Origin of the sequence: Halorussus pelagicus (assembly GCF_004087835.1) — an archaeon.
GTDB lineage: Archaea > Halobacteriota > Halobacteria > Halobacteriales > Haladaptataceae > Halorussus > Halorussus pelagicus.
Genome location: NZ_CP035119.1, coordinates 2599565 through 2623460 on the forward strand (window position 1 = coordinate 2599565; position 23896 = coordinate 2623460).

Annotated in this window: 25 protein-coding genes and 1 tRNA gene; 14 read left to right on the forward strand and 12 right to left on the reverse strand. The window is 64.4% G+C overall.

Annotated elements, in window-relative coordinates; all coding sequences use genetic code 11:
* Positions 1-91: 91 nt before the first annotated feature.
* The 6 genes from EP007_RS13195 to EP007_RS13215 form a co-directional block, all read right to left on the reverse strand.
* On the reverse strand, positions 92-1744 hold the full coding sequence (locus EP007_RS13195) for a DUF7845 domain-containing protein (RefSeq protein WP_128478097.1): 1653 nt from the start codon (positions 1742-1744) through the stop codon (positions 92-94).
* Positions 1741-1980: a hypothetical protein gene (locus tag EP007_RS13200; RefSeq protein ID WP_128478098.1), complete on the reverse strand. Its 240-nt coding sequence runs from the start codon at positions 1978-1980 to the stop codon at positions 1741-1743. The genes EP007_RS13195 and EP007_RS13200 overlap by 4 nt, the downstream gene beginning before the upstream one ends.
* Entirely contained in the window at positions 1973-3541 is a 1569-nt protein-coding gene (locus EP007_RS13205; protein WP_128478099.1) for a DNA cytosine methyltransferase, read from the reverse strand. The genes EP007_RS13200 and EP007_RS13205 overlap by 8 nt, the downstream gene beginning before the upstream one ends.
* Positions 3538-3867, reverse strand: a complete 330-nt coding sequence (locus EP007_RS13210; protein WP_128478100.1) for a DUF488 family protein — start codon at positions 3865-3867, stop codon at positions 3538-3540. Before EP007_RS13210 ends, EP007_RS13205 begins: the two co-directional genes overlap by 4 nt.
* Complete coding sequence (locus tag EP007_RS17555) at positions 3864-4034, reverse strand: hypothetical protein (RefSeq protein ID WP_166035584.1); 171 nt, start codon at positions 4032-4034, stop codon at positions 3864-3866. The genes EP007_RS13210 and EP007_RS17555 overlap by 4 nt, the downstream gene beginning before the upstream one ends.
* A gap of 278 nt (positions 4035-4312) precedes the next feature.
* Positions 4313-4384: transfer RNA gene (locus tag EP007_RS13215), tRNA-Ala, on the reverse strand.
* Positions 4385-4909: 525 nt separating this feature from the next.
* On the opposite strand from EP007_RS13215, the gene EP007_RS13220 reads away from it, so the two are divergent.
* The 5 genes from EP007_RS13220 (at position 4910) to EP007_RS13240 (ending at position 8077) form a co-directional block, all read left to right on the forward strand.
* Complete coding sequence (locus EP007_RS13220; RefSeq protein WP_128478101.1) at positions 4910-5377, forward strand: 30S ribosomal protein S15; 468 nt, start codon at positions 4910-4912, stop codon at positions 5375-5377.
* A 5-nt stretch (positions 5378-5382) separates the two neighbouring features.
* Complete coding sequence (locus EP007_RS13225) at positions 5383-6597, forward strand: exonuclease RecJ (protein WP_128478102.1); 1215 nt, start codon at positions 5383-5385, stop codon at positions 6595-6597.
* A complete protein-coding gene (locus EP007_RS13230; RefSeq protein ID WP_128478103.1) occupies positions 6594-6890 on the forward strand; it encodes a KEOPS complex subunit Pcc1 in 297 nt (98 codons plus the stop codon). The genes EP007_RS13225 and EP007_RS13230 overlap by 4 nt, the downstream gene beginning before the upstream one ends.
* Positions 6887-7522 (forward strand): 30S ribosomal protein S3ae, encoded by a 636-nt coding sequence (locus tag EP007_RS13235; RefSeq protein ID WP_128478104.1) that lies wholly within the window; start codon positions 6887-6889, stop codon positions 7520-7522. Before EP007_RS13230 ends, EP007_RS13235 begins: the two co-directional genes overlap by 4 nt.
* A gap of 105 nt (positions 7523-7627) precedes the next feature.
* A complete protein-coding gene (locus EP007_RS13240) occupies positions 7628-8077 on the forward strand; it encodes a hypothetical protein (RefSeq protein ID WP_128478105.1) in 450 nt (149 codons plus the stop codon).
* 24 nt (positions 8078-8101) lie between these two features.
* On the opposite strand, the gene EP007_RS13245 is transcribed toward EP007_RS13240, so the two are convergent.
* Positions 8102-8527, reverse strand: coding sequence for a plastocyanin/azurin family copper-binding protein (locus EP007_RS13245; RefSeq protein ID WP_128478106.1), 426 nt, complete (start codon positions 8525-8527; stop codon positions 8102-8104).
* Positions 8528-8679: 152 nt separating this feature from the next.
* On the opposite strand from EP007_RS13245, the gene EP007_RS13250 reads away from it, so the two are divergent.
* The 3 genes from EP007_RS13250 to EP007_RS17560 all read left to right on the forward strand — a co-directional run bounded on the left by EP007_RS13250 (position 8680) and on the right by EP007_RS17560 (position 11078).
* A complete protein-coding gene (locus EP007_RS13250; RefSeq protein WP_128478107.1) occupies positions 8680-9435 on the forward strand; it encodes a protein sorting system archaetidylserine synthase in 756 nt (251 codons plus the stop codon).
* 57 nt (positions 9436-9492) lie between these two features.
* Positions 9493-10791: a HEAT repeat domain-containing protein gene (locus tag EP007_RS13255; RefSeq protein ID WP_128478108.1), complete on the forward strand. Its 1299-nt coding sequence runs from the start codon at positions 9493-9495 to the stop codon at positions 10789-10791.
* Positions 10792-10922: 131 nt separating this feature from the next.
* Positions 10923-11078, forward strand: coding sequence for a DUF7837 family putative zinc-binding protein (locus EP007_RS17560; RefSeq protein WP_166035586.1), 156 nt, complete (start codon positions 10923-10925; stop codon positions 11076-11078).
* Here EP007_RS17560 and EP007_RS13260 read toward each other — a convergent pair.
* Entirely contained in the window at positions 11067-11309 is a 243-nt protein-coding gene (locus tag EP007_RS13260) for a hypothetical protein (RefSeq protein WP_128478109.1), read from the reverse strand. The two genes, EP007_RS17560 and EP007_RS13260, sit on opposite strands and share 12 nt — an antisense overlap.
* A gap of 79 nt (positions 11310-11388) precedes the next feature.
* Here EP007_RS13260 and EP007_RS13265 point away from each other — a divergent pair, with 79 nt between their 5' ends.
* Positions 11389-13110 carry a phospholipase D-like domain-containing protein gene (locus tag EP007_RS13265; RefSeq protein WP_128478110.1) on the forward strand — a complete coding sequence of 574 codons (1722 nt, stop codon included), beginning with the start codon at positions 11389-11391 and terminating at the stop codon, positions 13108-13110.
* 1 nt (position 13111) lies between these two features.
* Here EP007_RS13265 and EP007_RS13270 read toward each other — a convergent pair whose 3' ends face one another.
* Positions 13112-15010, reverse strand: coding sequence for a DHH family phosphoesterase (locus EP007_RS13270; RefSeq protein WP_128478111.1), 1899 nt, complete (start codon positions 15008-15010; stop codon positions 13112-13114).
* Positions 15011-15584: 574 nt separating this feature from the next.
* Here EP007_RS13270 and EP007_RS13275 point away from each other — a divergent pair.
* Together EP007_RS13275 and EP007_RS13280 are read left to right on the forward strand one after the other, a co-directional pair.
* Complete coding sequence (locus EP007_RS13275; protein ID WP_128478112.1) at positions 15585-16097, forward strand: Mov34/MPN/PAD-1 family protein; 513 nt, start codon at positions 15585-15587, stop codon at positions 16095-16097.
* 57 nt (positions 16098-16154) lie between these two features.
* Positions 16155-16589, forward strand: coding sequence for an adenylyltransferase/cytidyltransferase family protein (locus EP007_RS13280; protein WP_128478113.1), 435 nt, complete (start codon positions 16155-16157; stop codon positions 16587-16589).
* 42 nt (positions 16590-16631) lie between these two features.
* Here EP007_RS13280 and EP007_RS13285 read toward each other — a convergent pair whose 3' ends face one another.
* Positions 16632-17801 (reverse strand): NAD(P)/FAD-dependent oxidoreductase, encoded by a 1170-nt coding sequence (locus EP007_RS13285; RefSeq protein WP_128478114.1) that lies wholly within the window; start codon positions 17799-17801, stop codon positions 16632-16634.
* 129 nt (positions 17802-17930) lie between these two features.
* Positions 17931-18464, reverse strand: coding sequence for an Rrf2 family transcriptional regulator (locus EP007_RS13290; protein WP_128478115.1), 534 nt, complete (start codon positions 18462-18464; stop codon positions 17931-17933).
* Between the two features lie 149 nt (positions 18465-18613).
* On the opposite strand from EP007_RS13290, the gene EP007_RS13295 reads away from it, so the two are divergent.
* The 3 genes from EP007_RS13295 (at position 18614) to EP007_RS13305 (ending at position 21342) form a co-directional block, all read left to right on the forward strand.
* The gene (locus tag EP007_RS13295; RefSeq protein ID WP_128478116.1) at positions 18614-19543 is read left to right on the forward strand and encodes an NAD-dependent epimerase/dehydratase family protein; all 930 of its coding nucleotides are present in this window, start codon (positions 18614-18616) and stop codon (positions 19541-19543) included.
* A gap of 109 nt (positions 19544-19652) precedes the next feature.
* Complete coding sequence (rocF, locus tag EP007_RS13300) at positions 19653-20573, forward strand: arginase (RefSeq protein ID WP_128478117.1); 921 nt, start codon at positions 19653-19655, stop codon at positions 20571-20573.
* Positions 20574-20679: 106 nt separating this feature from the next.
* Entirely contained in the window at positions 20680-21342 is a 663-nt protein-coding gene (locus tag EP007_RS13305; protein WP_128478118.1) for an HAD family hydrolase, read from the forward strand.
* Positions 21343-21402: 60 nt separating this feature from the next.
* Here EP007_RS13305 and gyrA read toward each other — a convergent pair whose 3' ends face one another.
* Positions 21403-23895, reverse strand: coding sequence for a DNA gyrase subunit A (gene gyrA / locus EP007_RS13310; protein ID WP_128478119.1), 2493 nt, complete (start codon positions 23893-23895; stop codon positions 21403-21405).
* Between the last annotated feature and the right edge of the window lies 1 nt (position 23896).

A 23896-nucleotide genomic window follows, 5' to 3' on the forward strand; every position in this document is an offset into this window, starting at 1 on the left:
AGCAAGTTAGCTTGTGTTTCGAGGAAGAGAAGTAAAATTGTAGTTGTATAAATTGCCCCGAAGAATAGTGTTGCCACTACTTAGTCGCGCGTCAGTTGGTGGAACTATCCATTATTCGTTCATGTTCGTCCGATCCGTATATCAGTCGGTGGTAGCCGTTGCCCGTATTGAACTCGATGATCGCTTTGTGAAGTGGCGCGTCGAATCCGGCTTTCGTCCAGACGACCTCAAGGTACTCCAAGACCTTCCCGATGTACTCTCCTGAACTCTGCCGATACCGGTTGAGGACCGACGTGATCTTGATGTGGACGCGGTCGCGTGGTGCGCTCCCGTCGTTGATAACTTCGGCACCGTACTGAGTCAGCCATCGCTGGAAGGCCGAGCCTTTCTCTTTCAGTTGCCGTGGGTCGAGATCGAGGATGCGCGCGGCTTGGTCGGCGGCGGCCTCGACGGTCTCCTCGACGCGCTCGAAGACGGCGGCGAACTCTTGGCGAATCTTCTTCGACCGCCACTTGACGACGCCGTTGTCGGATTCAAGGAGCGCGTCGCACCGCTTGAGGGTGCGGTAGAGCGTCGAGACTGAGGTATCCGCCTCGTCGATGACTTCTTCGTAGTGGCACTGGCCGCTGTCGGTCATCGCTTCGAGGTGGTCCATGTCGGCGTCGGTCAACTCGCGCATCTGTTGGACGAGTAGCGCTTCCTGCGAGGCTTCGAGTTTCGGCGTTGGGTCGTCGTAGAGCCGGAGCGTCGGATTCTCGTCGTAGGCGCTCACGTCGAAGTGGCTGTCAGGGACGAACGTCGTCTGGTCGGGGTCGGTTGGGACGTTCGACCAGTAGAGGAGGTTGATGAGCGTTTCGTTGAGTTCACGCTGGAGGTCGTCGATCTTCGACCAGCGAACGGTCGAGTTGTTCAGCTCCTTGTTGAAGAGCACGCCGAGTTTTGGGTGGTGGGTCGGGTCGGTTTCATCGACGCTGTCGGGGTTCTTCAGGAGGTAGCTCTTGACCTGCTTCCCGCGATTCCCGACCGGAAGTTCGCGGGCGGCCGACTGCCGGAGCGGGAGTCGGTGCATCTTGCCGACGGTGTCCTCGTTATCGACCTCCAGCGAGTAGCGCACGCCCTCCTCGTCGAGGAGAAGGTGATGGAGTTTCTGGAGGATGCCGCTGGTGCCGATGATTTTCTGGTTCATCGACCGGCGGATGCGGAGATAGCGTTCGTAAGAGTGAGCGTTCGACGAGTCGTGGATGTAGCGCGGGTTGAAGTATTCGTGGTTGAACCGCTGGCCCGCCTCCGCGAACAGCAACTGGACGAGTTGGGGGAGGAGTCGTTCGTACTCCTCGGGTTCGAGGTTGCTGCCTTGGACGTGGACGTTGACGCCTTCGTTCGGGATGGAGTCGCGGTCGCAGGGAGTCGAGATGCGGTCGCCCGACTCGTAGTGTTCCATGCCCTTGAACCGGGGTCGGACGTGGAACGTGACCTTGCGTTCGCCGTGACCGCGGGCTTTCAGTCGGGGCTCGTAAAGTCGCGGCGCGTCGATGGGGTCGTCGGGTCGGGGTGCGATGCCACCCTTCTGGTAGTAGAGTTCGAACGACCACTGTTCACCGTCGAGGTCGTATTCCAGTTGGTCGGCGTGGCCGTCGAACTGGTTGACGAGGAGGTTCGTGACGGCCCAGTAGGGCGAGAGACCATGCTCGAAGAAGTTCCAGTCGGCCTCCAGTTCGTGGGGCGCGCTGGCGACGTGCGTCAAGCGTCGTCACCTCCCTGCTCGGTGGCCGTGCTGGACTGCTCACCGACGGTCTCCGTCACGAACTCCTCGCCGTTGTAGAACGTCTTCTTCCCCGCTCCGATAAACGCATCACAGTTCGGGCAACGGCGTTGGTATGAGATTCGACCGCGCTTTAGACGCTTCCTCACGTCCATCGGTTCCATGTCCTCACGACACTCCGGACACCGCTCGGTTTCGTCTGTGGGCTGCTCAGTCATCGGAGACCACCTCCTCGTACGCCGGGATTTCGACCTCGGGGTCGTCGGAGAGGCCCGCATCGAACGTCGAGAGGGTCGCGGTCTCGGCGGCGAGGATGTGCTCGGCGAGCGCGGTCGCCATCCCGACCGGGACGGCGTTCCCGATTTGGGCGCGGCGAGTGCGCTTCGTGTCGCCGGTAATCTCGTAGTCGGCCGGGAACCCCTGCGCTTGCTTGGTCTCCGGCGGGTCGAGCATCCGGTACTGGAGGTCGATACCCCACGGGTAGATGTCCGGATGGACGAGCGCGTACCGTGCGCGCGTCGTCAGCGTCGGGAGTGGCTCGGCGACCGACTGGGCGGCGTGGTCTGGCGTGCCCTTGTAATCGACGAGGAACGGCGTGAACAACCGGCCGTCGTGGTTCCGAGCGGTGACGGTGTGGAGCGGTTGGTCGTCAGGGTCGAACGCGGGGTTCGAGTGTTTACCGCCGCTGGACCCGTTTCGCGGGAGGACGAACGCGTCGGCCTCGATGAAGTGAATCGCGCCGCGCTTAGCGATGGTCGGGAGCGGGTCGGTCTCGGCGTCACGCGGGAGTGCGCCGGAGTGCTGGCCCATCACCATCGGCGTCGAGGCCTCGCTCTCGTCGGTGACCGCGACCTCGCCGCGCACGAGGAACGGGTCAGTCCGCTCGGTCAGCGCCTCCGCGAGGTCTTCGACCCGGACCACGTCGTCTTGGAGCGCGTAGATGTCCTCTTCGGTGAGGCGTTCGAGCGCGTCGGCGTACGGCGCGAGACGGTCGTCGCAGAAGTCTCGGATGCCGTGGGCGATGCGGTCCATCGTCTTGCCGGAGAGCGCCTTTGAGCGCGCGAACAGCGACTCGCCACGGTCGCTCCAGTCGATGACCGCGCTGGCCGGTACCCAGTCGGCGAGGTCGTCGTCCGGGTCGTCGGAGTGGGTCCGTGGGGGAGCAGTCGGTCGTTTCGTCCGGCTGGCGATGACGAACAGGCGCTGGCGGGTTGTCGGGTCGCCGTAGTCGGCGGCTCGGAGCTTGACGCCGTAGCGGTCCTTCTCGTCGCGGATGACGGTGTACCCGAGCGCTTGGAGCATTCCAATCCAGCGCTCGTAGATTGAGCCGTCGCGGGTCGGTTCGCCATCTACGACTGGTCCCCACGACCGGAGGTCGCCGACGTTCTCGATGAGCAGGTGCTTCGGGCGGAGGAGTTCGACCCAGCGCAGGACGTGCCACGGACTGGCGCGTTCCTGCTCTTGGACCGGTTGGCCGCCACGGGCCTTCGAGAAGTGCGTGCAGGACGGGCCAGCGGTGAGCAGGTCCACGTCGTTCGCCGGGGCGACGTTGGGCGGGTGGAGCGCCTCGACCTTGGCGTGGTAGTGGTCGGCCCACGGGTGGTTTGCTTCGTGGGTCGCTATCGCGTCTTCGCTGTGGTTGACCGCGACCAGCTTGAGGTCCTCGCCGGGGGTGTAGCCGAGGTTCCGAGCGGCGTTGGCCACGCCGGTTGAGATGCCGCCGCCGCCCGCGAACAGGTCCACGACGTGCAATGTCTCGCTCGTCGAGTCGTCGCTCACGCGGTCTCACCTCCCGCGAAGTCGCCGAGGGTGGCAGTCGTCGGGCCGTCTTCGTCGTCGGTGTCGGGTTCCGGCGACTCGTGAAGCTCGCTCCAGTGAGTCGGCGAGCTACCGCGGACGCGCGCCGCGAGCAACCGACGATGGCAGAAGGTGTCGTCCTTCTCCAAGCAGACGAGCCAGACGGTCTGGCCGTCGTCGAGGCGGTCGCGCAGGCCGTCGATGCACTTGCGCGGGCCGACCCGCTCCAGATAGCCGAGGTAGCGGTCGCGGGCGAGGTTGAGGGTGGCGACGGCGCGCTGGTGCGCCGTGGCAAGGTCGGCGGTCACGCGCGGTCACCTCGGTTCGAGAGGCCGGGAACGTCGTCGGCAGTGTGGTCTTCAAGGAAGTGTTCCGAACGGCGCTCGTAGTCGGAGAACTCGTAGCCGCACGGACACTTGGTCATCCGAACGTAGGTGACGCCTTGAAGCGGGTAGCGGCTCCTCTTCAGCGCCATTAGGGCCGACACCTCCCGTCATCGAGGGCGGGACACTCTTTTTCAGGTGTGTCGATGGCGAGACCGCAGTAGGTACAGACGGGCGTGAGGTGGTCAACGCTCACGCGGACCACCTCCATCCCCTATCCTGACCGCCGGAAGGCGGCGACCCGCGTTCCGGTTGCGCGGCTACTCGCTTTCTGTTGGGGGTGTATCGAGATGCCGATTCACCGGTTTCCGGGGAGTACAGACGTGTAGATGTCTGTTTAGTCCCCCTTGAAACGGCGGTAAAATGCGGATGGACTCGGCGGGATTTGAACCCGCGGCCTTCCCCGTGCCAGGGGGATGATCTACCGCTGATCTACGAGCCCTCGAACGCATTTCTTCGTTGGCCGGGGTTACTGATAAACCTCTCGGAATCGCCCGACTATCGAGAAGGAGTGACAGAGGAGGTGAGTAACTGGGTGGAGAGAATCCGTCGGTAGTCGAGTTGGTGGGTTCGACCATCCGGTTCAGCAGGAAGACGGGGCGTCCGTAGCTAGCTACTGCCGACGCCACTCATTCCGCAACCGCGTCCGCTGAGCCTGCACTCGCTTCGCTCGCGCAGACCTCGCGCGCTAATGGGGAGACACGAGGTCGCGCCAGCGCGCGCCGGAATGATTGTTCGAACTTCTCGAAACGACGGACGTGTGAGAGCGAGGAGGACAATAGGATATAGTAAAGCTTTACCCTTGCAGGTGTATCCCCAAATGTACGGGAACAGCACAGCCGCAAATCTGACTCGTCGGGTGCTTGCCCGACTCGGGATTGCGGACGTGCGCCGCGTCAGACCGACGCATCAGCACGCATACCTCACAATCGGCGATAGCGGCCTGTGCAGTTCCAATCAGACAACTATGGCACGAATGCACACCCGCCGCCGTGGCTCGTCCGACTCGGACAAGCCCGTGGCAGACGAACCGCCGGAGTGGAGCGACGTAGACGAAGACGCCATCGAAGAGCGCGTCGTCAAACTGGCCGAACAGGGCCACAGCCCGAGCCAGATCGGTCTGAAGCTTCGTGACGAGGGCGTGAAAGGCACGCCTATCCCGGACGTGAAGCTTGCGACCGGCAAGAAAGTCACCGAGATTCTCGAGGAGAACGACGCCACTGGCGACGTTCCGGAGGACCTCTACAACCTGCTTGAGCGGGCCGTCCGCCTGCGCGAGCACATGGACGAGAACCCCCAAGACGCCGCCAACAAGCGCGCGCTTCAGAACACCCAGTCGAAGGCTCGACGCCTCATCGACTACTACCGCGGCGACGAACTCAGCGTTGACTTCACGTACTCCTACGACACCGCCAAGGAAATCACCGAAGAGTAACCTGAATGTCCACCTCGGGTCGATCCACAAGCGGTGACCACACCCACTCGGCCAGCGACGTGGCCGCCGAACTGCGCGAGACCGACTTCGTTCGCGTCCTCGCGCGTGCCGACGGCGACTGCCTCGCGGCGGCCGGACTGCTCGCTCGCGCCTGCGCCGACCGCGGCGTTCCGTATCAGGTTCGAGTCGGGCGATTCGGCGAGACGCTGGCTCGTCCCACAGACTCCTCTGACGAGGACTCAACGGACGCCCGCGACACTGCTGTCGCCATCGGTCTCGACCCCGCGACGGAGGTTCACCTGCCGGGCGAGACGACCCCGGCCAGCGTGACCGCCTTCGACGCCGCGGGCGAACTCGGTGCGACCCCCGACGCCGTGCTGGCGCTCGCGGGGGTCGTCGCCGCAGGCCACCCCGCGGGAGCGGGCGAGAGCGCACACGTCCTCGAACGCGCACGCGAGGCCGGTCTCGACCGGAGACTCGGTGTCGGCGTGCCGACCGACGACCTCGTGGACGGACTCGCACACTCGACGCTCGCGCACGCCGACTACTCCGGCGACAGCGAGACCGTACAGGCCGCGCTCGCCGAACTCGGCCTGCCCGCGGAACTCGACGAGGCGGCCCACCGAGCGGTCGCCTCGGAGTTCGCGCTCGCGGTCGCGGGCCGAGAGGGCGCGACCGACCGCGCCGCCGAGACCGTCGAGCGCGCGCTCCGGCCGCACGCGATTCCGGACGAGGAGTCCGGCGACGCGGGGACGGCGAGCGCACCGTTCGCCACGGTCGAAGGCTACGCCGACGTGCTGGAAGCCGCCGCGCGCGAGCGACCGGGAACCGGCGTCGCGCTGGCGCTCGGTCACGACGCTCGCGCCGACGCGCTCGATGCGTGGCGCGACCACGCCGAGCGCGCTCACGCGGTTCTGCGCGAGGGCACGACTGGCCGGTACGACGGCCTGTTCGTGCTTCGCACGGAGAGCGCTCCCGTCGAGACGGTTGCCCGTCTCCTGCGGGACTTCCGGTCGCCCGAACCCGTCGCGCTCGTCGTCGGCGAGTCCGAGGCCGCCGCGATTGCGGTCGCGGACTCAGCCGTCGGCGCGGCGACGACCGAGGCCGCACGAGCGGTCGGCGGGACGGGTGGCGGTACGCCGACCCGTGGCTACGCGCGATTCGACCCCGAGACGGACACCAAGGATTTCCTTGCCGCCTTCCGGGAGGCCAGACAATGACTGGTCGCTCCGACTCCGAACAGTCGGCCGGGCGCTCGGCGACGATTCGGTCGCGGGTCGAGAACGCCGAGATTCTGGCGGCGTCGGTTCGACCCGACAACACGACCGAAATCGATACGCGAGTCGAGCGCGACGACGGCGTCGCGTCGGTCGTGACGACCGCCGAGCGCGAGACGACCGGCGGTCTCCGGAGTACGATAGATGACTACGTGGTGAACCTCGCGGTGGCGCAGGAAGTCGTACAGATAGCCAATCGATTCACAGCAGACGCAGACAACACAACCCAATCATGAGCGAACGATCCGTATCCAAGCAGAAACACGAGAAGCGGTGGTACACCATCCACGCTCCCCAGCAGTTCGACCGACAGGAGCTCGGTGGCACCCCCGCAGACGAACCGGATAAAGTTCTCGGTCGCAACATCGAGACGACGCTGGGCGAGCTGAAAGGCGACGCCAGCGAGAACAACACCAAGCTCACGTTCAAAATCAACGACGTGGGAAGCGACTCGGCGTACACCGAGTTCATCAAGCACGAACTGACCCGCGACTACCTGCGGAGTCTCGTGCGACGCGGTGCCTCGAAGGTCGAGGCGTACATCACGGTCCTGACGACCGACGACTACCGCGTCCAGATTCAGCCCGTCGCGTTCACGACCAAGGACGCCGACGCGAGCCAAGAGCAGGCCATCCGCCGGACGATGATCGACATCGTCGAGGAGGCCGCCGAGGACCGCACCTTCGAGGACCTCATCGACAGCGTGGTCGAGGGGCGGCTCTCGTCGGCTATCTACGGCGAGGCCAAGACCATCTACCCGCTCCGCCGCGTCGAGATTCAGAAGACGACGCTGGAAGCCCGTCCCGAAGAGGTCGCCGCCGAGGAAGAGACCTCCGTGGACGTGGACGACGACGAAGTCGAAGTCTAAACCACATTTGGTCACCGGTTTTATCCTATTTTTATTTATAGGTCATTTTCACCGAGTATCTAGTGAGGGATAAGTAATAATTTAAGCGATTATGGACGTGTGAAAGTGATGCTTGAGACATTAATTCTTGTCTTAGCCATGGCCATTTGTGGCTTCGTCGCGTATTTTGTATTTATGAAAATAGGATCAAAAGAAGAAGCTGCAACGTTAAGCGTTGCAGCAATGGTTAGTATATCTATACTCGTGGCCCAATATAACCTTCTTTCGTTTAATCCACTGCAGCGATACTCAGGGGCGTATGCTGCGATGGGTTCAATAACAGTAGGCTTGGCTGCAGAAGTAGAAGCCTCTGAGAGGTTCCAGCCAAAACTATCTGAGAAAGCCTACGAAGTCGCTTGGTTCTTTTTGGTAGTAGGCAGTATGGCTGCTGTCGGTTTGTTGATGTGGGCCTGTAATTATATACTCGGAATACCAGTAGACATTTTCGTAGCTCTATTACCGGGGTATTGGATGTATTATCGAATGTCTCAACAGGATAACTTTAGTAAAAGATAGAACGCTTTTGTTTTATACAGGAGATTACTCCGTCACCACGACTTTCCCGACCATCCCCTCCGGTTCGTGGGGGATGCAGTAGTAGTGGTAGTCGCCGGGAATCTCGAAGGTGTGTTCGTACGTCGTCCCCGACTCGATGTACCCTCCGAACCCGTCCTGCCAGCCATCGACGGCGTCCGCCTCCGAGTCGAAACCGCCCGACGAGAAGTAGTCGGCGTCGTCGGGAATCTGGTTCTCGTAGGCCGTTACGGTGTGTCTACGGTTGCCCGTGTTCGCCCAAACGACGGTTTCACCGACCGAGACCTCGATTTCGGCGGGCCGGAAGAACGCCGACCCCATGCCCACGTCGTAGTCGGTCGCTTCGTTGTTCCCGCCGCCGAGGGCGCTACACCCGGCTACCCCGACTGCTGTGACGGTCGCGGCCCCGGCGAGGAAGGTTCGGCGGTTCATGTCGGTGGCTCGGCGTTCAAGCGATTTAGGTCATGCGAAAGCGGGTCCCGGAACCGTCGGCCGCGACTCGAACCCCGAGCGCGACCCTACCCGCCGAGCGAGAGTCGTCCGGATATAAAGACGTATCAACGGCCACCGCACACCCGACACGTATGGAACCCCGCTTCGTCGGTCGGCTCGGCGTCGCCGACGCGGTGACGGTCGCCAACGCCGCGCTCGGCTTCCTCGCGGCCGTCGCCGCGACCATCGACCCGGAACTGGCCGCCCGGTTGGTGTTGCTCGCGGCGGTCGCCGACGGTCTCGACGGCGTCGTCGCCCGGACGTTGGGTAGCACGCCCGCGGGCGAGTATCTGGACTCGCTGGCGGACGTGGCCTCGTTCGGCGTCGCGCCAGCCATGCTCGTGTTCGTCGTCGCGCGCGAGCGGTGGGCACTGACCGACCCCTCCGCGGTGGCCGTCGCGGTCTTCGCGGTGCCCGCGTTGTTCGTGGCGATGGCGGTCGTCCGACTCGGACTCTACACCGCCTACGACGTGGGTAACGGACACACCGAGGGCGTCCCGAGTACGCTCGCGGGGACGCTTCTCGCCGCGAGCGTGCTGGCGGGCGTCGAGGACGCCACAGTCCTGCTGGCGGCCGCGGGTGCCTTCGCGTACCTGATGGTGACGAACGTGACGTATCCGGACCTCTTCGCGCGTGACGCGTTGGCGATGGGTGGTTTACAGGCGCTGGCCATCCTCGTTCCGGCCGCCTTCGGCCGGGCGTTCCCCCGACTCCTGCTCGCGGCGGCGCTGGCGTATCTTCTGCTCGGCCCGCGATTCTACTGGCGGGAGACCGACTGCGACCTCGACGCGCGCGAGGTCGAGGGCCGGAGGTCGGCGACCCGCGAGGGTGAAGGGAAACGCTCTTGAGGTGTACGCACCGAGTTTTGCACATATGAGTCCGGTAAGCCTTGCGGGGTGGGACGAATGAGCGACGAGGACAACGCGGGCGAGGAGACCGAGGAAGCGCCGGAGACCGAACAGTCCGAGGAGACCGAACTCGACACGACGCCGCTCTCCGAGGAGGAGCTAGAGGAAGAACTCGACGCCGCCGAGAGCGACCTCGAAGCGGCCGAAACCGAGGCCGACCTCGACGAGGTTGAGGCGCATCTCGACGAAATCGAGGGACACCTCGAAGACGCCGATCTCCCGGAACCCGACGACGAGGACGAGGAGGGTCCCCGCGAGCAGTTCGAGGGCCGTCTCTCGGACCTCCAAAGCGACCTCGAAGACGCCCGCGGTCCCTACGCCGAGGACGTTGTCGAGGACGTGAGCGCGTCCGGAACCACCGTCGAGGACACCGAGTGGACCGACACGGGCCGCGAGGAACTGGCCGAAGTGGTCGAGGCCTTCATCGCGGACGTAGAAGAGATTCTGGGCGTCTCCATCTCTGCGACCGTCTCGACGGGCGTGACCGACATCGCGGGCGCTATCGACGACGCCGCGGTCGAAATCGGCGAGGCGGGACTCGACCCCGACGAGGACGCCGAAACCATCGCGGACCTACAGGAAGCGGCCGCCGACCTCGACGCTGGCGTCGAGGCCGCCGAGGAGTGGGACGACCTCGAAACCCGCGAGCAGTTGCAGGCACAGGGTTTCTACGACGTTCTCGACCACCGCAAGGACTACCCGCCGGAGTGGCACGCGCTGAAGGTCTGGGAGAAGCGCGGCCGCGCGGACATGGTGTTGCTCGCGCTCGACAACCTCCAGTCGAACTTCATGGAGGAACACTGCAAGGAGGCGCTCGTCCGAATGGGCCACCCCGACTCGCTGGAGAAGATGACGGAACTCGCCCAGCGCCGAGACGAGTACGCGATTCGGACGCTCGGCAAAATCGGCGACAAGGAAGGTCTCGACGCGGTACTCGACTACGTGGATTCGGACCCCGGTCTCGCCAAGCCCGCGCTCAAGGCGGTCGGCGAAATCGGTAGCGAGGAGGCGACCCAAGACGTTGCCGACCGACTCGCGGCCGACAACTCAGAAGTGCGAAGTCAGGCCGCCCGCACGCTCGGTCTCATCGGCGACACGCGTGCCATCGACCCGCTCGCGGACCTGCTCGAAGACGACGAGGCCGACGAGGTTCGGGCCAGCGCGGCGTGGGCGCTCAACCAAATCGGCACCGAGCGCGCACTCGAAGCAGTCCGACCATACGCCGACGACCGGGCGTACCTCGTGCAGGCCGAAGCCGAGAAAGCAGTCGAGAGCGAGCGCCAAACAGCGGCATAAGCCGCGACTACCGCCGGAGTCGTCTTCCGGTCCCGGATTTGCGGTCGAGTTAGTCTGACGGTACCGTTCGATATCGACATTACTCACACAATAACAAAGCGACGGCTATTCGTCCTAATACGTACGCAAGTATGGCGTACGAACCGAAAACGGTCGGGCGCTGTCCAAACTGCGACGAAGTGATTACTCGTGACTGGCTTCTCATCGAGTACGAGTCCGACGGCCGCCCCGCCCGCTTCGCCGAGTGTCCCGACTGTCGGAACGTCGTCCACCCCTCAGCCGAGTAGCGCCGCGACGAACTGCACGGCGAAGGCGACGATGAGAAGGAACGCGCCGATGCGACCGATCCAGGTATGTTCGGTCACTTCCATCGGCGAGATGTCGAGGCTGTAGTCGTTGTACTCCTCGCTATACTCAACGTAGGTCGGCAGTTGGAAGAACTCGAAGAAGACCAACGCCGCGCCGAGCGCACCGAGCGCGTATCCCGAGAGTTCGAGCGCCAGCACCAAGTCCACCATATTCACACCGGCGAACCTATCGAGCAAAAATCCACCGGTCCCCGAGGGTTTAAATCGGAACGGGCGACCAACCCTTCCCGTGTCCTCCTCGCGCGCCCTCACGCCGACGCTCCTCGCCGCGGTCCTGCTCGTAGTCGTCGCGCCAGCGGCGATACCGGCCGCTCCCGCGGGTGCGACGGCCGAGTCGCCAGTGAATCACGGGGTGACCGCGGCCGCAAACGACGCGATGACCGCGACTGGAACACCCGAAATCGTCTCGCTCTACCCGAATCCCGTCGCGGACGAGGATGCCGGGGAGTTCGTCGTCCTCCAGATTCCCGACCGGACGAACCTCTCTGCGTGGGCGCTCGCCGACGGCGAAGCGACCGTCTCGCTCCCGAACGCGACCGTTTCGGGTCGGGTCGCCGTCTCGACCGCCCCCGAGTTCGCGCGAAACCTGACCGACGCTCGCGTCCTCGCGCTCGACGGTCACTTCTCACTGGCGAACGGCGGCGAGACGGTCCGACTGGTTCGCGGAAACAGAACCATAGGGAGTGTCACGTACGAAAACGCTCCCGAGAGCGAACGCTGGCACCGAACGACCGGCGACGACCGCTGGCGGTGGACGCCCCTCGGTGCGACGGACTTCGGCGTCGCCCGGACCGGACCGACCGAAGCGCGGGCGTTCGTCCTGCCCGACGCGCCCAACGTTCCCGTCGAGACGCTTCGCTCGGCCGACCGGCGCATCCTGCTGGCGGGCTACAGCTTCGCTTCCCCACGAGTCGCCGACCTGCTGGCCGACGCCGCAAGCAGGGGCGTCTCCGTCCGCGTGCTGGTGGACGGCGCGCCGGTCGGCGGTCTCACCCGGCGGTCAGCAAAGATTCTCGACTCGCTGGTCGCCCGCGGCGTCGAAGTTCGTGTCCTCGGCGGGCCGCGCGCCCGCTACGACTTCCACCACCCGAAGTACGCCGTCGCGGACGACCGCGCGCTCGTACTGACCGAGAACTGGAAGCCATCGGGGACCGGCGGCCACGCGAACCGCGGGTGGGGCGCGGTCGTACGGAGCGAGGCGGCCGCGGGCCGCCTCGCAGAGGTGTTCGAGGCTGATGCCGACTACCGGGGCGCGAAATCGTGGTCCGAATTCCGTCGGGGAGAGAGCTTTACCCCCGCCGACGGCACACCCGCGAACGAGACGTACCCGTCGAAGGTCACACCGAGCAATATTACGGTTGCTTCGAGCAGTGTTCTCGTTGCTCCCGACAATGCAGAGGATGCTTTACTCGACCGACTCGACGCCGCCGACGAGTCCATTCGCGTCCAGCAGGTCTCGGTCGGCGGGCGAAGACACTCACTCCTTCGTGCGACCCTCCGGGCCGCGCGCCGAGGCGTCGAGGTCGATGTACTGCTGAGTAGCGCGTGGTACGTCAAGGAAGACAACGAAAAGTTGGTCAAGTGGCTGAACGGGCGCGCCGAGAGAGAAGACCTGCCGCTCGACGCGCGCCTCGCCGACCCGCGAGGACGCTACGAGAAGATTCACGCCAAGGGCGTGGTCGTGGACGGCGAGACGGCGGTGGTCGGAAGTTTGAACTGGAACAACAACTCGGCACGGGAGAACCGAGAAGTCGCCGTGCTGTTACACGGCGAGGAGGCGGGCGCGTACTACGCCGACGCCTTCGACGCCGACTGGGAGGCGAGCGCGGGCGAAGGCGGATACGGCGGGTCGAATCGCGTTCCGGTCGGCCTGCTCGCGGCGGTGGCTATCGGTGCCGTCGTCGCAATTCTGGTCGCAAAACGGGAGGTGGTCTTCGAGAAGCGCCGCTAACTCAGTCGTCCTGCTCGTGACCGACGGTCGTACTCTGCAACGCCTCGTCGAGTTCGGCGTCGGCCATCTTCTCGACCAGCGCGTCCAGCACTTCCTCGCGCATGCCGGGGACGAACTTGATGGACCCGACGACGAGGTGGCCGCCGCCCGAGACGCCGCCGCCGACGATTTCCTCGTTGAGTTCCGTCACCATCTCGGGGATGTCGAGGCGCACGCCGTCGCTCCGGAGAACTGCGAAGTCCGGCCCGTAGCCGATGGTGATGACCGGTTCGCCGGTCTCTTGGACCTTCCGGTCGTGGATTTCGCCCGTGGTCTTGCCCGGCGCGGGGTAGGTGAACCGGTGGGCGTGGTTCTCCACGTCGATGCGGTAGAGGTTCGCGTCGCTCTCCAGACGCTCGTGTTCGACGTGAGGCATGGCGGCGTCGAGTTGGTCCTCGACCTCGGACTCGGCAGTCTCCGAGAGGAACGAGACGAGTTCGCGGTGGCGCTCGTCGCCATCTCCGTTACCGACGTTCAGCACGTCGTTGATGAGGTTGCGCCCGGCGTCGTACTTCAGCCAGTGGGCCTCGTAGTCCAGCGCCTCGCCCACGTCGCGGAGGAAGGCCTCTTCGTAGCCCTCAGACTCGGCGAGTTCCACGTAGTCGGTCATCGCGTCGGCCTTCGAGCGGTCACAGAGTCCCGCGACCGCGGGGACGTGGCGGAGTTCCTCGGTGATGGGCGGCCAAATCATCCGCGCCAGTTCGACGCACATCATCCCGGTCGTGATGCGGTAGTCCTCGTCGTAGAGGTACGGATTGACGTGGTTGTCCACGTAGGGTTCGACCGCCTCCGGGTCGGGGTGATGGTGATCGACAACGACGATGGGGATGTCGTAGTGTGCGAGGTTCTTGTACGCGGGCACGTCCTCGGCGGTGCTCCCGTTGTCGAGCATCAGCAGGAGCGGGAGTTTCTGGCCGTGACGGGCCTGATCTTCGAGCGCGAAGTTCAGGTCGCGGGTCACGTCCTCCATCTCGTAGAAGGGTGCCTTGCTCGGCAGGCGCTTGAAGAGGTGGCGCTTGGCCTCGGGGTCTTGGTGAGTCTCCTCGATGAACTGCTCCAAGGCGTACTGGACCGGAATCGAGGCGCACATCCCGTCGCCGTCAGCGTGGTGGCGCACGCGGATGGGCCGACTTTCGAGGACGGTCCGGCGAAGTTGGCGCGCGACTTCTTCGAGGTCGGGGAACATCTGGGTCAGCGCGGGCCACTCCACGAGCGGTTCGGTCTCGTGGGGCTGGGCGCGCTCGTCGAGCGCGGCCGAGAGGCGCTCGCGCACGTCGTCGGCCTCGCCGTCGGTCAGCACGTCCAGCGAATCGACTTCGACCTGTAGGGAGTTGCCGCGCTCGTCTACCTGCCCGGTCACGCGAACCACGTCGTCGATTTCGACCTCGGGGTACGCGCGGACGCCAGCCTCCTCGAACGCGGCGCAGGGGACCACGCCGGTCTCGTCGCTGACGTGGAAGATGGTCGGGCCGCCAGTCTGCTTTATCTGGACGATTTCGCCTTCGAGGTGGACGGTTTCGCCGACCGCGTCCGAGAGGTCGCCCGCGTCGGAGATGTCGTAGTCGTGGCCGACTTCGACGGTCTCGTAGTCGTCGAGTTCCACGGGGTCGAAGCTGAGGTCGCCGTTCTCCCGAATCTCGGTCAATTCCACCACGAGATCGTCGCCGACCGCGTAGCTACCCTCGTAGTTCGACTCGTGAGCGAGTCCGGAGACCGACTCCGAGAGGTCCACGAACACGCCGTAATCGACCACGCCGTTGACGGTGGCGTGGTAGTAGTTGCCCTCTGAAACGTCTTCGAGGGTGCAGGCCGGGTCGAGGTCGTAGACGACGACCTCGCCCGAGTCAGCGGTAGATGTCATTCTTGCCCGTAGTTTCGGTTCGGTCGATTTTAAGGGTTTGCAAGTAGCCACAGGACGCCCCGTTCTGGTCGGGAGCAATTCGCGTCGTTCTTCGGGGTTCTATCCGGCTCAGAGCTTCATGCGCCGACTTCCGGATTCCGATTCTGAGGGGTCTCGCTCGTTCTCCGAGTCTCGTTCGCGCTCGGTGGACTGTTCGGCCCGGCGCGTGCGGGCGTCTGCGCGAACGGTGCACGGCGCTCCGCGCCGCGACAAGCGAGCGGTGGAACCGCAAGCAGACGTGAGCGCACGGCTCGTCGGACGTGGTTTGTCCGACGGCGCGACGCCGTGGGCGACGCGCCCATCCGCGCGAGGGCTGAGCATCGGAGCGAACGAAGTGACCGAGAAGCACAAGCGGTTGGGGAGGCGTGAGGCTGATGCGAGGCGGCGCGGTGCATACGGTGGTGTTGCGGCCGACTCTTTTCGTCAAGCCTGAAGATAGCGTCTCTACGAGCAATATATCCGTGCTTCTCGACCCGAACGTCCGTTCGCCTAGCGGTTCGCAACCTTTAGAACGCGCCCGACCGGAGTTTCGACCATGCGGTTGTTCCGGTCGAGCGAAATCCTCGGCATCGCCGAAGACGCCATGCAGTTCGCGTTGGCGGCGTCCGAGGACGCTCACCCTCACGAGTATATGGGCTTTCTCCGCGGCGAGGACGCGCGGTCGCTCGGACTCGAACGCGACGGGACCGTCATCACCGACGTGCTGGTCATCCCCGGCACGGAGACCAACTCGGTGAGCGCCACCGTCAAGACGAGCCAAGTGCCCAACGACTTCAACTCCGTCGGGTCGGTCCACTCCCACCCGAACGGGGTCTTGAAGCCGAGCAAAGAGGACTTGGCCACCTTCGGCAGAGGGAAAGTCCACATCATCATCGGCTACCCCTACGAACGTGGGGACTGGCAGGCGTTCGACCGGGAGGGCGAACCGCGAGACCTCGACGTGCTCGACGTGTCGCTCCCCGAGGGCGAATCGTTCTTCGATTTCACGCAGGCCGACATCGACGCCGAGTTAGACTACAACTTCGACGAGGACGCGGACGCACCGTGACTGACGAGGATTTAGCATGACTGACGAGAACACAGCATCGACCGAGGAGGCCGGAGCATGACCCACGTCATCGCACAGGGAACGTTCGATATTCTCCATCCCGGACACGTCCACTACCTCCGGGATGCGAGGGCGTTCGGCGACCGACTCACGGTCATCGTCGCCAGACGGGAGAACGTCACCCACAAAGCACCGCCGATACTGCCGAACCGCCAGCGCCGCGATATGGTCGCGGCGCTCGACCCGGTGGACGACGCGCGCGTCGGCCACCCCGACGACATCTTCGCGCCCATCGAGGAACTGGACCCGGACGTTATCGCGCTGGGCCACGACCAGCACCACGACGCCGCGGCCATCGAGGACGAACTCGCTCGGCGCGGCATCGACTGCGAGGTCCGGCGTGCGAGTCCACTCGACCCGGCCTACGAGGGCGAACTGCTCTCGACGGGCCACATCATCGACCGGATTGTAGAACAGCGAGACGGCGAGTAAGAGCGGTTGGGTTCGGCGTTTCTACAAGAGGTTAGTTTGTTCCTACAGCGAGTCCCACGCCTTGAGCGCGCGCGGGAGCGAACTCACGTCCGCAATCCAGCGCGCGGCGACGGCCTTCTTGAGGAACTTCGCGGGGTAGGAGTTGAACGTCCGGAACGGAACCGAGACGCCACCGGCCTGCACGTCGTGGGCGACGGCAGTCTCGCCGATGGAGATGAGCGTCCCCTTGTCCTCGTAGGACCACGTTTCGAGCGGTTGGTCGTTGATGGCGCGAGCGATGTTCTCCCCGACGACTTCGGCGGCCTGCCACGCGGCCTGCGCGGTCGGCGGCGCGGGGTTCTCGCCCTGGTCGATGATGGCCGAGTCGCCGATGGCGAAGACGTTCTCGTCGCTGGTCTGGAAGGTAGACTCGGAGGTGACGCGGTTGTGTTCGTTGTCGAGGTCGGTGTCGTCGAGCGCGTCCTGCCCGGTGATGCCGCCGGTCCAGACGAACACGTCGTAGTCGAGCGGGTCGCCCTCGTCGAAGTGGATGGCGTCCTCGTCGGCCTCCGTGATGGGGTCGTCGGTCAGGATTTCGACGTCGGCTTCTTCGAGGTGTCGCCGGACCGTGCCCTGCAACTCCGAGTCCTGTCCGGGCATGATCTCTTCGAGCGCTTCCACGAGGTAGATGTCGATGGGCGCGCGGTGTTCGTCGCGGTACTCCGCGACCTCGCCCGCGCTCTGGATGCCCGAGAGACCTGCACCGCCGATGACGACCTTTGCGGGGTCGTTGCGCGAGGCCGTCGAGGCGGCGTCTTTGACCTGCTGGTGAATCTCGTGGGCGTCGTCCAGACTCTTGAGCGTCAGGGCGTTCTCCTCCATGCCGGGGATGCCGTAGTAGGCGGTCTGGCTCCCGATTCCGACCACTAGGTAGTCGTATTCGACGGCGTCGTCGCCGTCGAGTTCGACCGTTTGGTCGTCCGTATCGACGCTCTCGACGCGGGCCTGCACGAATCGCGTACTCGGGCTAGCGATGTCGCCGACCGGAATCGTGATGTCGTCTTCGACTCTCGGGTCACGGATGACGCGGTGCGCTTCGTGAAGAACGAGGTGGTAGTTGTTCTCGGAAATCCACGTCAGTTCTACGTCCGCATGCTCCAACTCGTCTTCGAGGCTCTGAACCGCGCCTGCACCAGCGTAACCCGCGCCGACCACGACGACTTTCTCAGTCATATCAACATCTCCGAAGGCCGGGGATACAAAGGCTTTGAAACCCCGGAACGAATGAGAGAGAGTACCTATCACGAAAAAATGAAAGAGAGATATCAGTATCGGGCGATAAATACGAGATGTAGAGCGGAGTTAGTGTTCAGGTTCCTCGGCGGGGGCTTCCATCGATTCGAGCTTCAGAATTAGGATGTTGTTCGTGTCGTCTTTCCCGTCCACGGACCCGTGGATGACGAGTTTCGAGAGGGGCGTCGGTCCGACGCGGACGCTGTCGCCCTCGTGAAACTGCCCCACCGACCCGCGGACGTGGATTTCGGCTCGGCAGAGTTCCGGGTGGTGGACGCTGGCGAGGTCGATTTCCTCGACGTTGAGGTCTTCGAGCAGTTCGCCGTCAAGAGCGATGGGGACCTCTGCCTCTTGGTCCATGTTCTGGACGCCGAGCGCATCGAACGCGTTGGCCGTCGGCTTGTACCCGCCTTTCGGACCGGGGACGCCTTCGACGAGTTGGAGGGCCTTGAGACTCTGCATCTGGTTCCGAATAGTACCGGGGTTCCGATCGACTTCGTCGGCGATATCTTCACCTTTTACGGCGTCCTCGGTCTCGCGGTGGAGGTCCACGAGCGCGCGGAGGATCTTCTTTTGACTCGCCGTCAGTTCGATTGTGGACATTGACCCATCGTTGGCGACAGATAGGCTTAAATGCGACGGACCGGCCGACGGCGCGACGGGCGTCGGAATTCCGACGGACTGACAGGTGGTCACCCGTGCCCGGAGAGCGGAGCGACAGCGATTTGACGGTGGCGACGATGGGTCCAGATATGCAAGGGAAACGCGTCCTCGTGACCGGTGGTGCAGGCTTCATCGGGTCGAATCTGGCTAACTACCTCGCCGACGAGAACGACGTTCTCGCGGTGGACGACTGCTATCTCGGCACCCCCGAGAATATCGACGACGCCGTCGAGTTCCACGACGCAAGCGTGCTGGACGACGACCTGCCGACCGAAGATGTGGACGTGCTGTTCCACCTCGCGGCGCTGTCGTCGCTCACCATGCACGAGGACAGCATCGAAGGTCTCCGACAGGGTGCGCGCGTCAACGTCGAAGGTTTCGCCAACACCGTCGAACAAGTCAGGCAGGACGGCTGTGACACTGTCGTCTACGCCTCGACATCGTCGATCTACGGGAGTCGGACCGACCCCTCGCCCGAGAGTATGGACGTGGAGGCCCGTACGGGCTACGAGGCGTCGAAACTCGCCCGCGAGCGCTACGGCGAGTATTTCGCCAACGCCCACGACCTGAACGTGGCCGGGATGCGCTTCTTCTCGGTGTATCAAGGCTACGGCGGGTCTGAGGAACACAAAGGCGAGTACGCGAACATCATCTCGCAGTTCGCTCACGATATCGCCAACGACGAGACTCCCGTCATCTACGGCGACGGGAGCCACACCCGAGACTTCACGCACGTCTCCGATATCGTCCGCGGTCTCGAACTCGCAGCGGACCACGAACTCACCGGCATCTACAACCTCGGTACGGGCGACTCCTACAGCGCCAACGAGGTCATCGAAATGCTGGAAGACGAACTCGGTGCGGACGTAGAACCCGAACACATCGAGAACCCCATCGACGACGATATGTTCGTCCACGACACGATGGCCGACGCCTCGAAGATGAGGGAGGCGACCGGCTGGACACCCGAAATCAGCTTCGAGGAGGGTCTCGAAGAGGTCTGCGCGCCGTACAAGTAGTCCGCATAGGTTCGCAGTCGGAACCGGACGCCGTCGGTCTTCGAGTTCGCAATTCTCGCGCCAAACCGAAATCACGTCTTCTTTACCACGGGGTCTCGAACGTCCGGTCATGAGCAGACAGGTGCAAATTATCGGCGCGCCGATGGACCTCGGCGCGGACCGACGCGGCGTCGATATGGGTTCTTCGACCATCCGCTACGCGGGACTCGCGGACGAACTCGAAGCGATGGGTCTCGACGTGACCGACGCGGGCGACCTGCCGGTCCCGCGCGCTGAGGAGCGCGACCCCGACGCCGAGCAACCCAGCGAGGGCCACGCCAAGTTCCTGCGCGAGACGGCTGACGTGTGTACCCGACTCTCCGACGAGGTGGCCGAAACCCTCGATTCGGGCCGATTCCCGCTGGTGCTGGGCGGTGACCACTCCATCGCCATCGGAACCGTCACGGGCGCGGCCCGCGACGCCGACCTCGGCGTCGTCTGGTTCGACGCCCACGGCGACTTCAACACGCCCAAAACCTCGCCCTCGGGCAACGTCCACGGGATGCCGCTGGCGGCGCTGCTCGGCATTGGGGACTTCGCCGACACCGAGTGGGCGAACGCCCCGACTCTCCGCGAGGAGAACGTCGCCATGGTCGGTCTCCGGCGGTTGGACGACGCGGAACGCGAGGCGATTCGGGAGAGCGACGTGACCGCCTACACCATGTCGGACATCGACGAGCGCGGCGTCGTCCCCGTCGTGGAAGACGCGCTGGACGTTGCGACCGACGGCACCGACGGCATCCACGTCAGCCTCGACATGGACTGGCTCGACCCCAAGGTCGCACCCGGCGTCGGCACCCCGGTCCGGGGCGGCGTCAACTACCGCGAGGCCCACACCGCCTTGGAGAAAGTCGCCGAGCGCGACGAGGCTGAGGACATCCTCCGAACCCTCGAAGTCGTGGAGGTCAACGCTATCTTGGACGAACACAACGAGACAGCCGAGTTGGCGACCGAACTGGCCGCGAGCGGTCTCGGAAAGCGGATTCTGTAGCGCGACTGTTTTTCGCCGAGACCTTCGGCCGCGGGAAGGTTGCGGCCTGTGGGTACGCTTCTCGAACCGACATAGTAAAGCAGTCGGCGGGCGCGAGACCCGACGAATGACCGACTACGACGCGATTCTGTTTGACAACGACGGCGTACTGGTCGAACCGCCAAGCGACGCGACTCTCCGACGGGCGGCCGAATCGGCCTTCCGCGCGGTGGGCGTCGAGTCGCCCGACGAGGAACACGTCGCCGACGTACTTCGGGGCGTCACGCCCGAGAGTCTACACGAAGTCTGCGACACCTACGGGTTGGACCCCGACGAGTTCTGGACGGCGCGGGACCGCCACGCTTCGGCGGCCCAGCGCGACGAGTTCCGCGAGGGAGCGCGCGCCCGCTACGACGACGTTGCGGCCGTCGAGGACCTCGCCCACGAGTTCGGTCTCGTGAGTTCGAACCAGCACGAGACCATCGAGTTCGTCCTCGACCACTGTGGATTCCGAGACCTGTTCGGCACGCACTACGGCCGCGAGATGGGCGTCGGGAGTCTCGACAAGAAGAAGCCGAACCCCCATTACCTTGAGCGCGCGCTGGCCGACCTCGGGGGCGAGACCGCCCTCTACGTCGGCGACAGCGAGAGCGACGTGGCGGCGGCCCACCGCGCGGGTCTCGACTCCGCGTTCGTCCGGCGCGACCACTGCCGCGGCGTCGAGTTGTCGGTCGAACCCAACTACGAGGTCCCGGACCTCCGAGGAGTGGCCGAGATAGCGGGTGATTGAGAAACGACGAGCGAAAAACCGGCAAGCGAGAAAACAGCAAACGAGAAACCAGCGAATCAGCTACGCTTCGCTCTCGGCCGACTCGTCGGAGTCGTCGCTTCCGCTTCCGTCCGGAATCACGTCCACGCTGGCCACGCCGTCGTCGCCTTCCAGTTCCATTACCTTCACGCCCATCGTGTTCCGGCCGACTTCGGAGATATCGCTCGCGCGAATCCGCATAATCTGGCCGTCGTCGCTCATGATAACGAGGTGGTCGGCCGGGGCAACGGCCTTGACCGACGTGACGCCGCCGTTCCGGCCGCCGGTCTTGATATCGACCAGACCCTTCCCGTTGCGCGACTGCTTGCGGTACTCCGAGAGGGCCGTCCGCTTGCCGTAGCCGTTCTCCGTGACCGTCAGCAGGTCGCGGTCGGTGCCGTCCTCGGCCGCGACCATCCCGGCGACCGTGTCGTCGCCTTCGAGGTCAACGCCCCGGACGCCCCGAGCGTTCCGGCCCATCGTGCGGGCCTCGTCCTCGTCGAAACGAATCGCCATGCCGCCGCGAGTGGCGACCAGCAGGTCGGTCGATCCGTCGGTCACTTTCACGTCCACGAGTTCGTCGCCGTCCTCCAGTTTGGCGGCGATGATACCCGTCGAGAGGATGTTGTCGAACTCCGAGGCGGCGGTCCGCTTGACGTAGCCGTCGCGCGTAACCATGCTCAGACACTCCCCGTCCTCGAAGTCGTCGGTGTTGACGACCGCGGTAATCTCTTCGCCGTCGTCCAAGTCAAGCAGGTTGACCGCCGACTTGCCCCGCGCCGTCCGGGACATCTCGGGAATCTCGTAGGCCTTCAGGCTGTAGACCTGCCCCTGATTGGTGAAACAGAGCAGGTAGTCGTGAGTGTTCGCTCGGAACACCTTCGAGACGCGGTCGCCCTCCTTGATGTCGCCGCCGATGATGCCCTTGCCGCCGCGGTTCTGCGCGTCGAACTGGGCGACGGGCATCCGCTTGACGTAGTCCTGCTCGGTGACGACCACGACCACGTCCTCCTCGGCGATGAGGTCCTCGCGGGTCACTTCGTCGGTGTTCTCGATGAACGAGGTCCGCCGGTCGTCGTCGTACTCGTCTTTGACCGCAAGTAGCTCCTCCTCGATGACCGAGAGCAGTTCCGACTCGTCGCCGAGGATGGTCTTGAGGCGCTCGATGCGGGATTGGACGTCCTCGTACTCGTCTTCGATTTCGGCGGCCTCCATCGAGGTGAGGCTACCCAACTGCATCCGAACGATGTGATCGACCTGCTCGTCGGAGAAGTCGTATTCGGCTTGCAGGTCGGCTTTCGCGCCGTCGCGGTCCTCGGCGTCCTGAATGATGTCCACTACGTCGTCGGCGTGTTCGAGCGCCGTGAGACGCCCTTCGAGGATGTGGGCGCGGTCCTCGGCCTCGTCGAGTTCGTGCTGGCTCCGCCGTCTGACGACCTCCTTGCGGTGGTCGAGGTAGTGCTGGAGCGTCTCCTTGAGCGACAGCACCTTCGGTTCGCCATCGACCAGCGCGAGGTTGATGACGCCGAAGGTCTTTTCGAGGTAGCCCTCCAGCAGTTGGTTCTTGACGACTTCCGTCATCGCGTTCTGCTTGAGTTCGACCACGACCCGGATGCCGTCGCGGTCGGACTCGTCGCGCAGGTCGCGGATGCCTTCGAGCGACCCGTCGTTGACCGCGTCGGCTATCTTCTCTATCATCCGGGCCTTGTTGGTCTGGAACGGAAGTTCGCTGATAACGATGCGGTCGCTCCCGGTCTCGCGCTCCTCGACCTCGAACTCCGCGCGCATCCGGATTCGACCCCGCCCCGTCTTGTAGGCGGCGTGAACCGAGTTCCGGCCGACGATGTTCGCGCCGGTCGGGAAATCCGGACCCTTGACGTGTTCCATCAGGTCCTCGACGGTCGCGTCGGGATTCTCGATGAGTTCCACCGTCGCGTCCACGACTTCGCCGAGATTGTGCGGCGGGATGTTCGTGGACATGCCGACCGCGATGCCCGACGACCCGTTGACCAACAGATTCGGGAACGCCGAGGGCAACACCTCCGGTTCCTGCAAGCGGTCGTCGTAGTTCGATTTCCAATCGACGGTGTCCATGTCGATATCGGCCAGCAACTCCTCGGCGATGGGACCCATTCGGGCCTCGGTGTATCGCATCGCGGCGGCCGGGTCGCCGTCGATAGAGCCGAAGTTCCCCTGCCCGTCCACGAGGGGGTACCGCATCGAGAAGTCCTGTGCCATCCGAACGAGCGCGTCGTAGATGGACTTGTCACCGTGGGGGTGGAAGTCGCCCATCGTGTCGCCGACGATGTTCGAGGACTTCCGATGGCTTGCCCAGCTGGAGATGCCCGCCCGGTGCATCGCGTAGAGGATGCGCCGGTGGACGGGCTTCAGTCCGTCGCGCACGTCAGGGAGCGCGCGGCCCGCGATGACCGACATCGCGTAGTCGATGTAGCTCTGCTCCATCTCGTCCTCGACGCGGACGTTCCGTACTCGCTCTGCGACCTCGTCGGGGAGGTCCGGTGTATCCGTACTCATA

Coding starts and splice junctions, on each gene's coding strand:
- EP007_RS13220 (WP_128478101.1), top strand. CDS start 4,910: ATGGCACGAATGCACACCCGCCGCCGTGGCTCGTCCGACTCGGACAAG.
- EP007_RS13285 (WP_128478114.1), bottom strand. CDS start 17,801: ATGACTGAGAAAGTCGTCGTGGTCGGCGCGGGTTACGCTGGTGCAGGC.
- EP007_RS13245 (WP_128478106.1), bottom strand. CDS start 8,527: ATGAACCGCCGAACCTTCCTCGCCGGGGCCGCGACCGTCACAGCAGTC.
- EP007_RS13225 (WP_128478102.1), top strand. CDS start 5,383: ATGTCCACCTCGGGTCGATCCACAAGCGGTGACCACACCCACTCGGCC.
- EP007_RS13200 (WP_128478098.1), bottom strand. CDS start 1,980: ATGACTGAGCAGCCCACAGACGAAACCGAGCGGTGTCCGGAGTGTCGT.
- EP007_RS13270 (WP_128478111.1), bottom strand. CDS start 15,010: ATGACATCTACCGCTGACTCGGGCGAGGTCGTCGTCTACGACCTCGAC.
- EP007_RS13230 (WP_128478103.1), top strand. CDS start 6,594: ATGACTGGTCGCTCCGACTCCGAACAGTCGGCCGGGCGCTCGGCGACG.
- EP007_RS13235 (WP_128478104.1), top strand. CDS start 6,887: ATGAGCGAACGATCCGTATCCAAGCAGAAACACGAGAAGCGGTGGTAC.
- rocF (WP_128478117.1), top strand. CDS start 19,653: ATGAGCAGACAGGTGCAAATTATCGGCGCGCCGATGGACCTCGGCGCG.
- EP007_RS13255 (WP_128478108.1), top strand. CDS start 9,493: ATGAGCGACGAGGACAACGCGGGCGAGGAGACCGAGGAAGCGCCGGAG.
- EP007_RS13290 (WP_128478115.1), bottom strand. CDS start 18,464: ATGTCCACAATCGAACTGACGGCGAGTCAAAAGAAGATCCTCCGCGCG.
- EP007_RS13250 (WP_128478107.1), top strand. CDS start 8,680: ATGGAACCCCGCTTCGTCGGTCGGCTCGGCGTCGCCGACGCGGTGACG.
- EP007_RS13280 (WP_128478113.1), top strand. CDS start 16,155: ATGACCCACGTCATCGCACAGGGAACGTTCGATATTCTCCATCCCGGA.
- gyrA (WP_128478119.1), bottom strand. CDS start 23,895: ATGAGTACGGATACACCGGACCTCCCCGACGAGGTCGCAGAGCGAGTA.
- EP007_RS13260 (WP_128478109.1), bottom strand. CDS start 11,309: ATGGTGGACTTGGTGCTGGCGCTCGAACTCTCGGGATACGCGCTCGGT.
- EP007_RS13305 (WP_128478118.1), top strand. CDS start 20,680: ATGACCGACTACGACGCGATTCTGTTTGACAACGACGGCGTACTGGTC.
- EP007_RS17560 (WP_166035586.1), top strand. CDS start 10,923: ATGGCGTACGAACCGAAAACGGTCGGGCGCTGTCCAAACTGCGACGAA.
- EP007_RS13275 (WP_128478112.1), top strand. CDS start 15,585: ATGCGGTTGTTCCGGTCGAGCGAAATCCTCGGCATCGCCGAAGACGCC.
- EP007_RS17555 (WP_166035584.1), bottom strand. CDS start 4,034: ATGGCGCTGAAGAGGAGCCGCTACCCGCTTCAAGGCGTCACCTACGTT.
- EP007_RS13295 (WP_128478116.1), top strand. CDS start 18,614: ATGCAAGGGAAACGCGTCCTCGTGACCGGTGGTGCAGGCTTCATCGGG.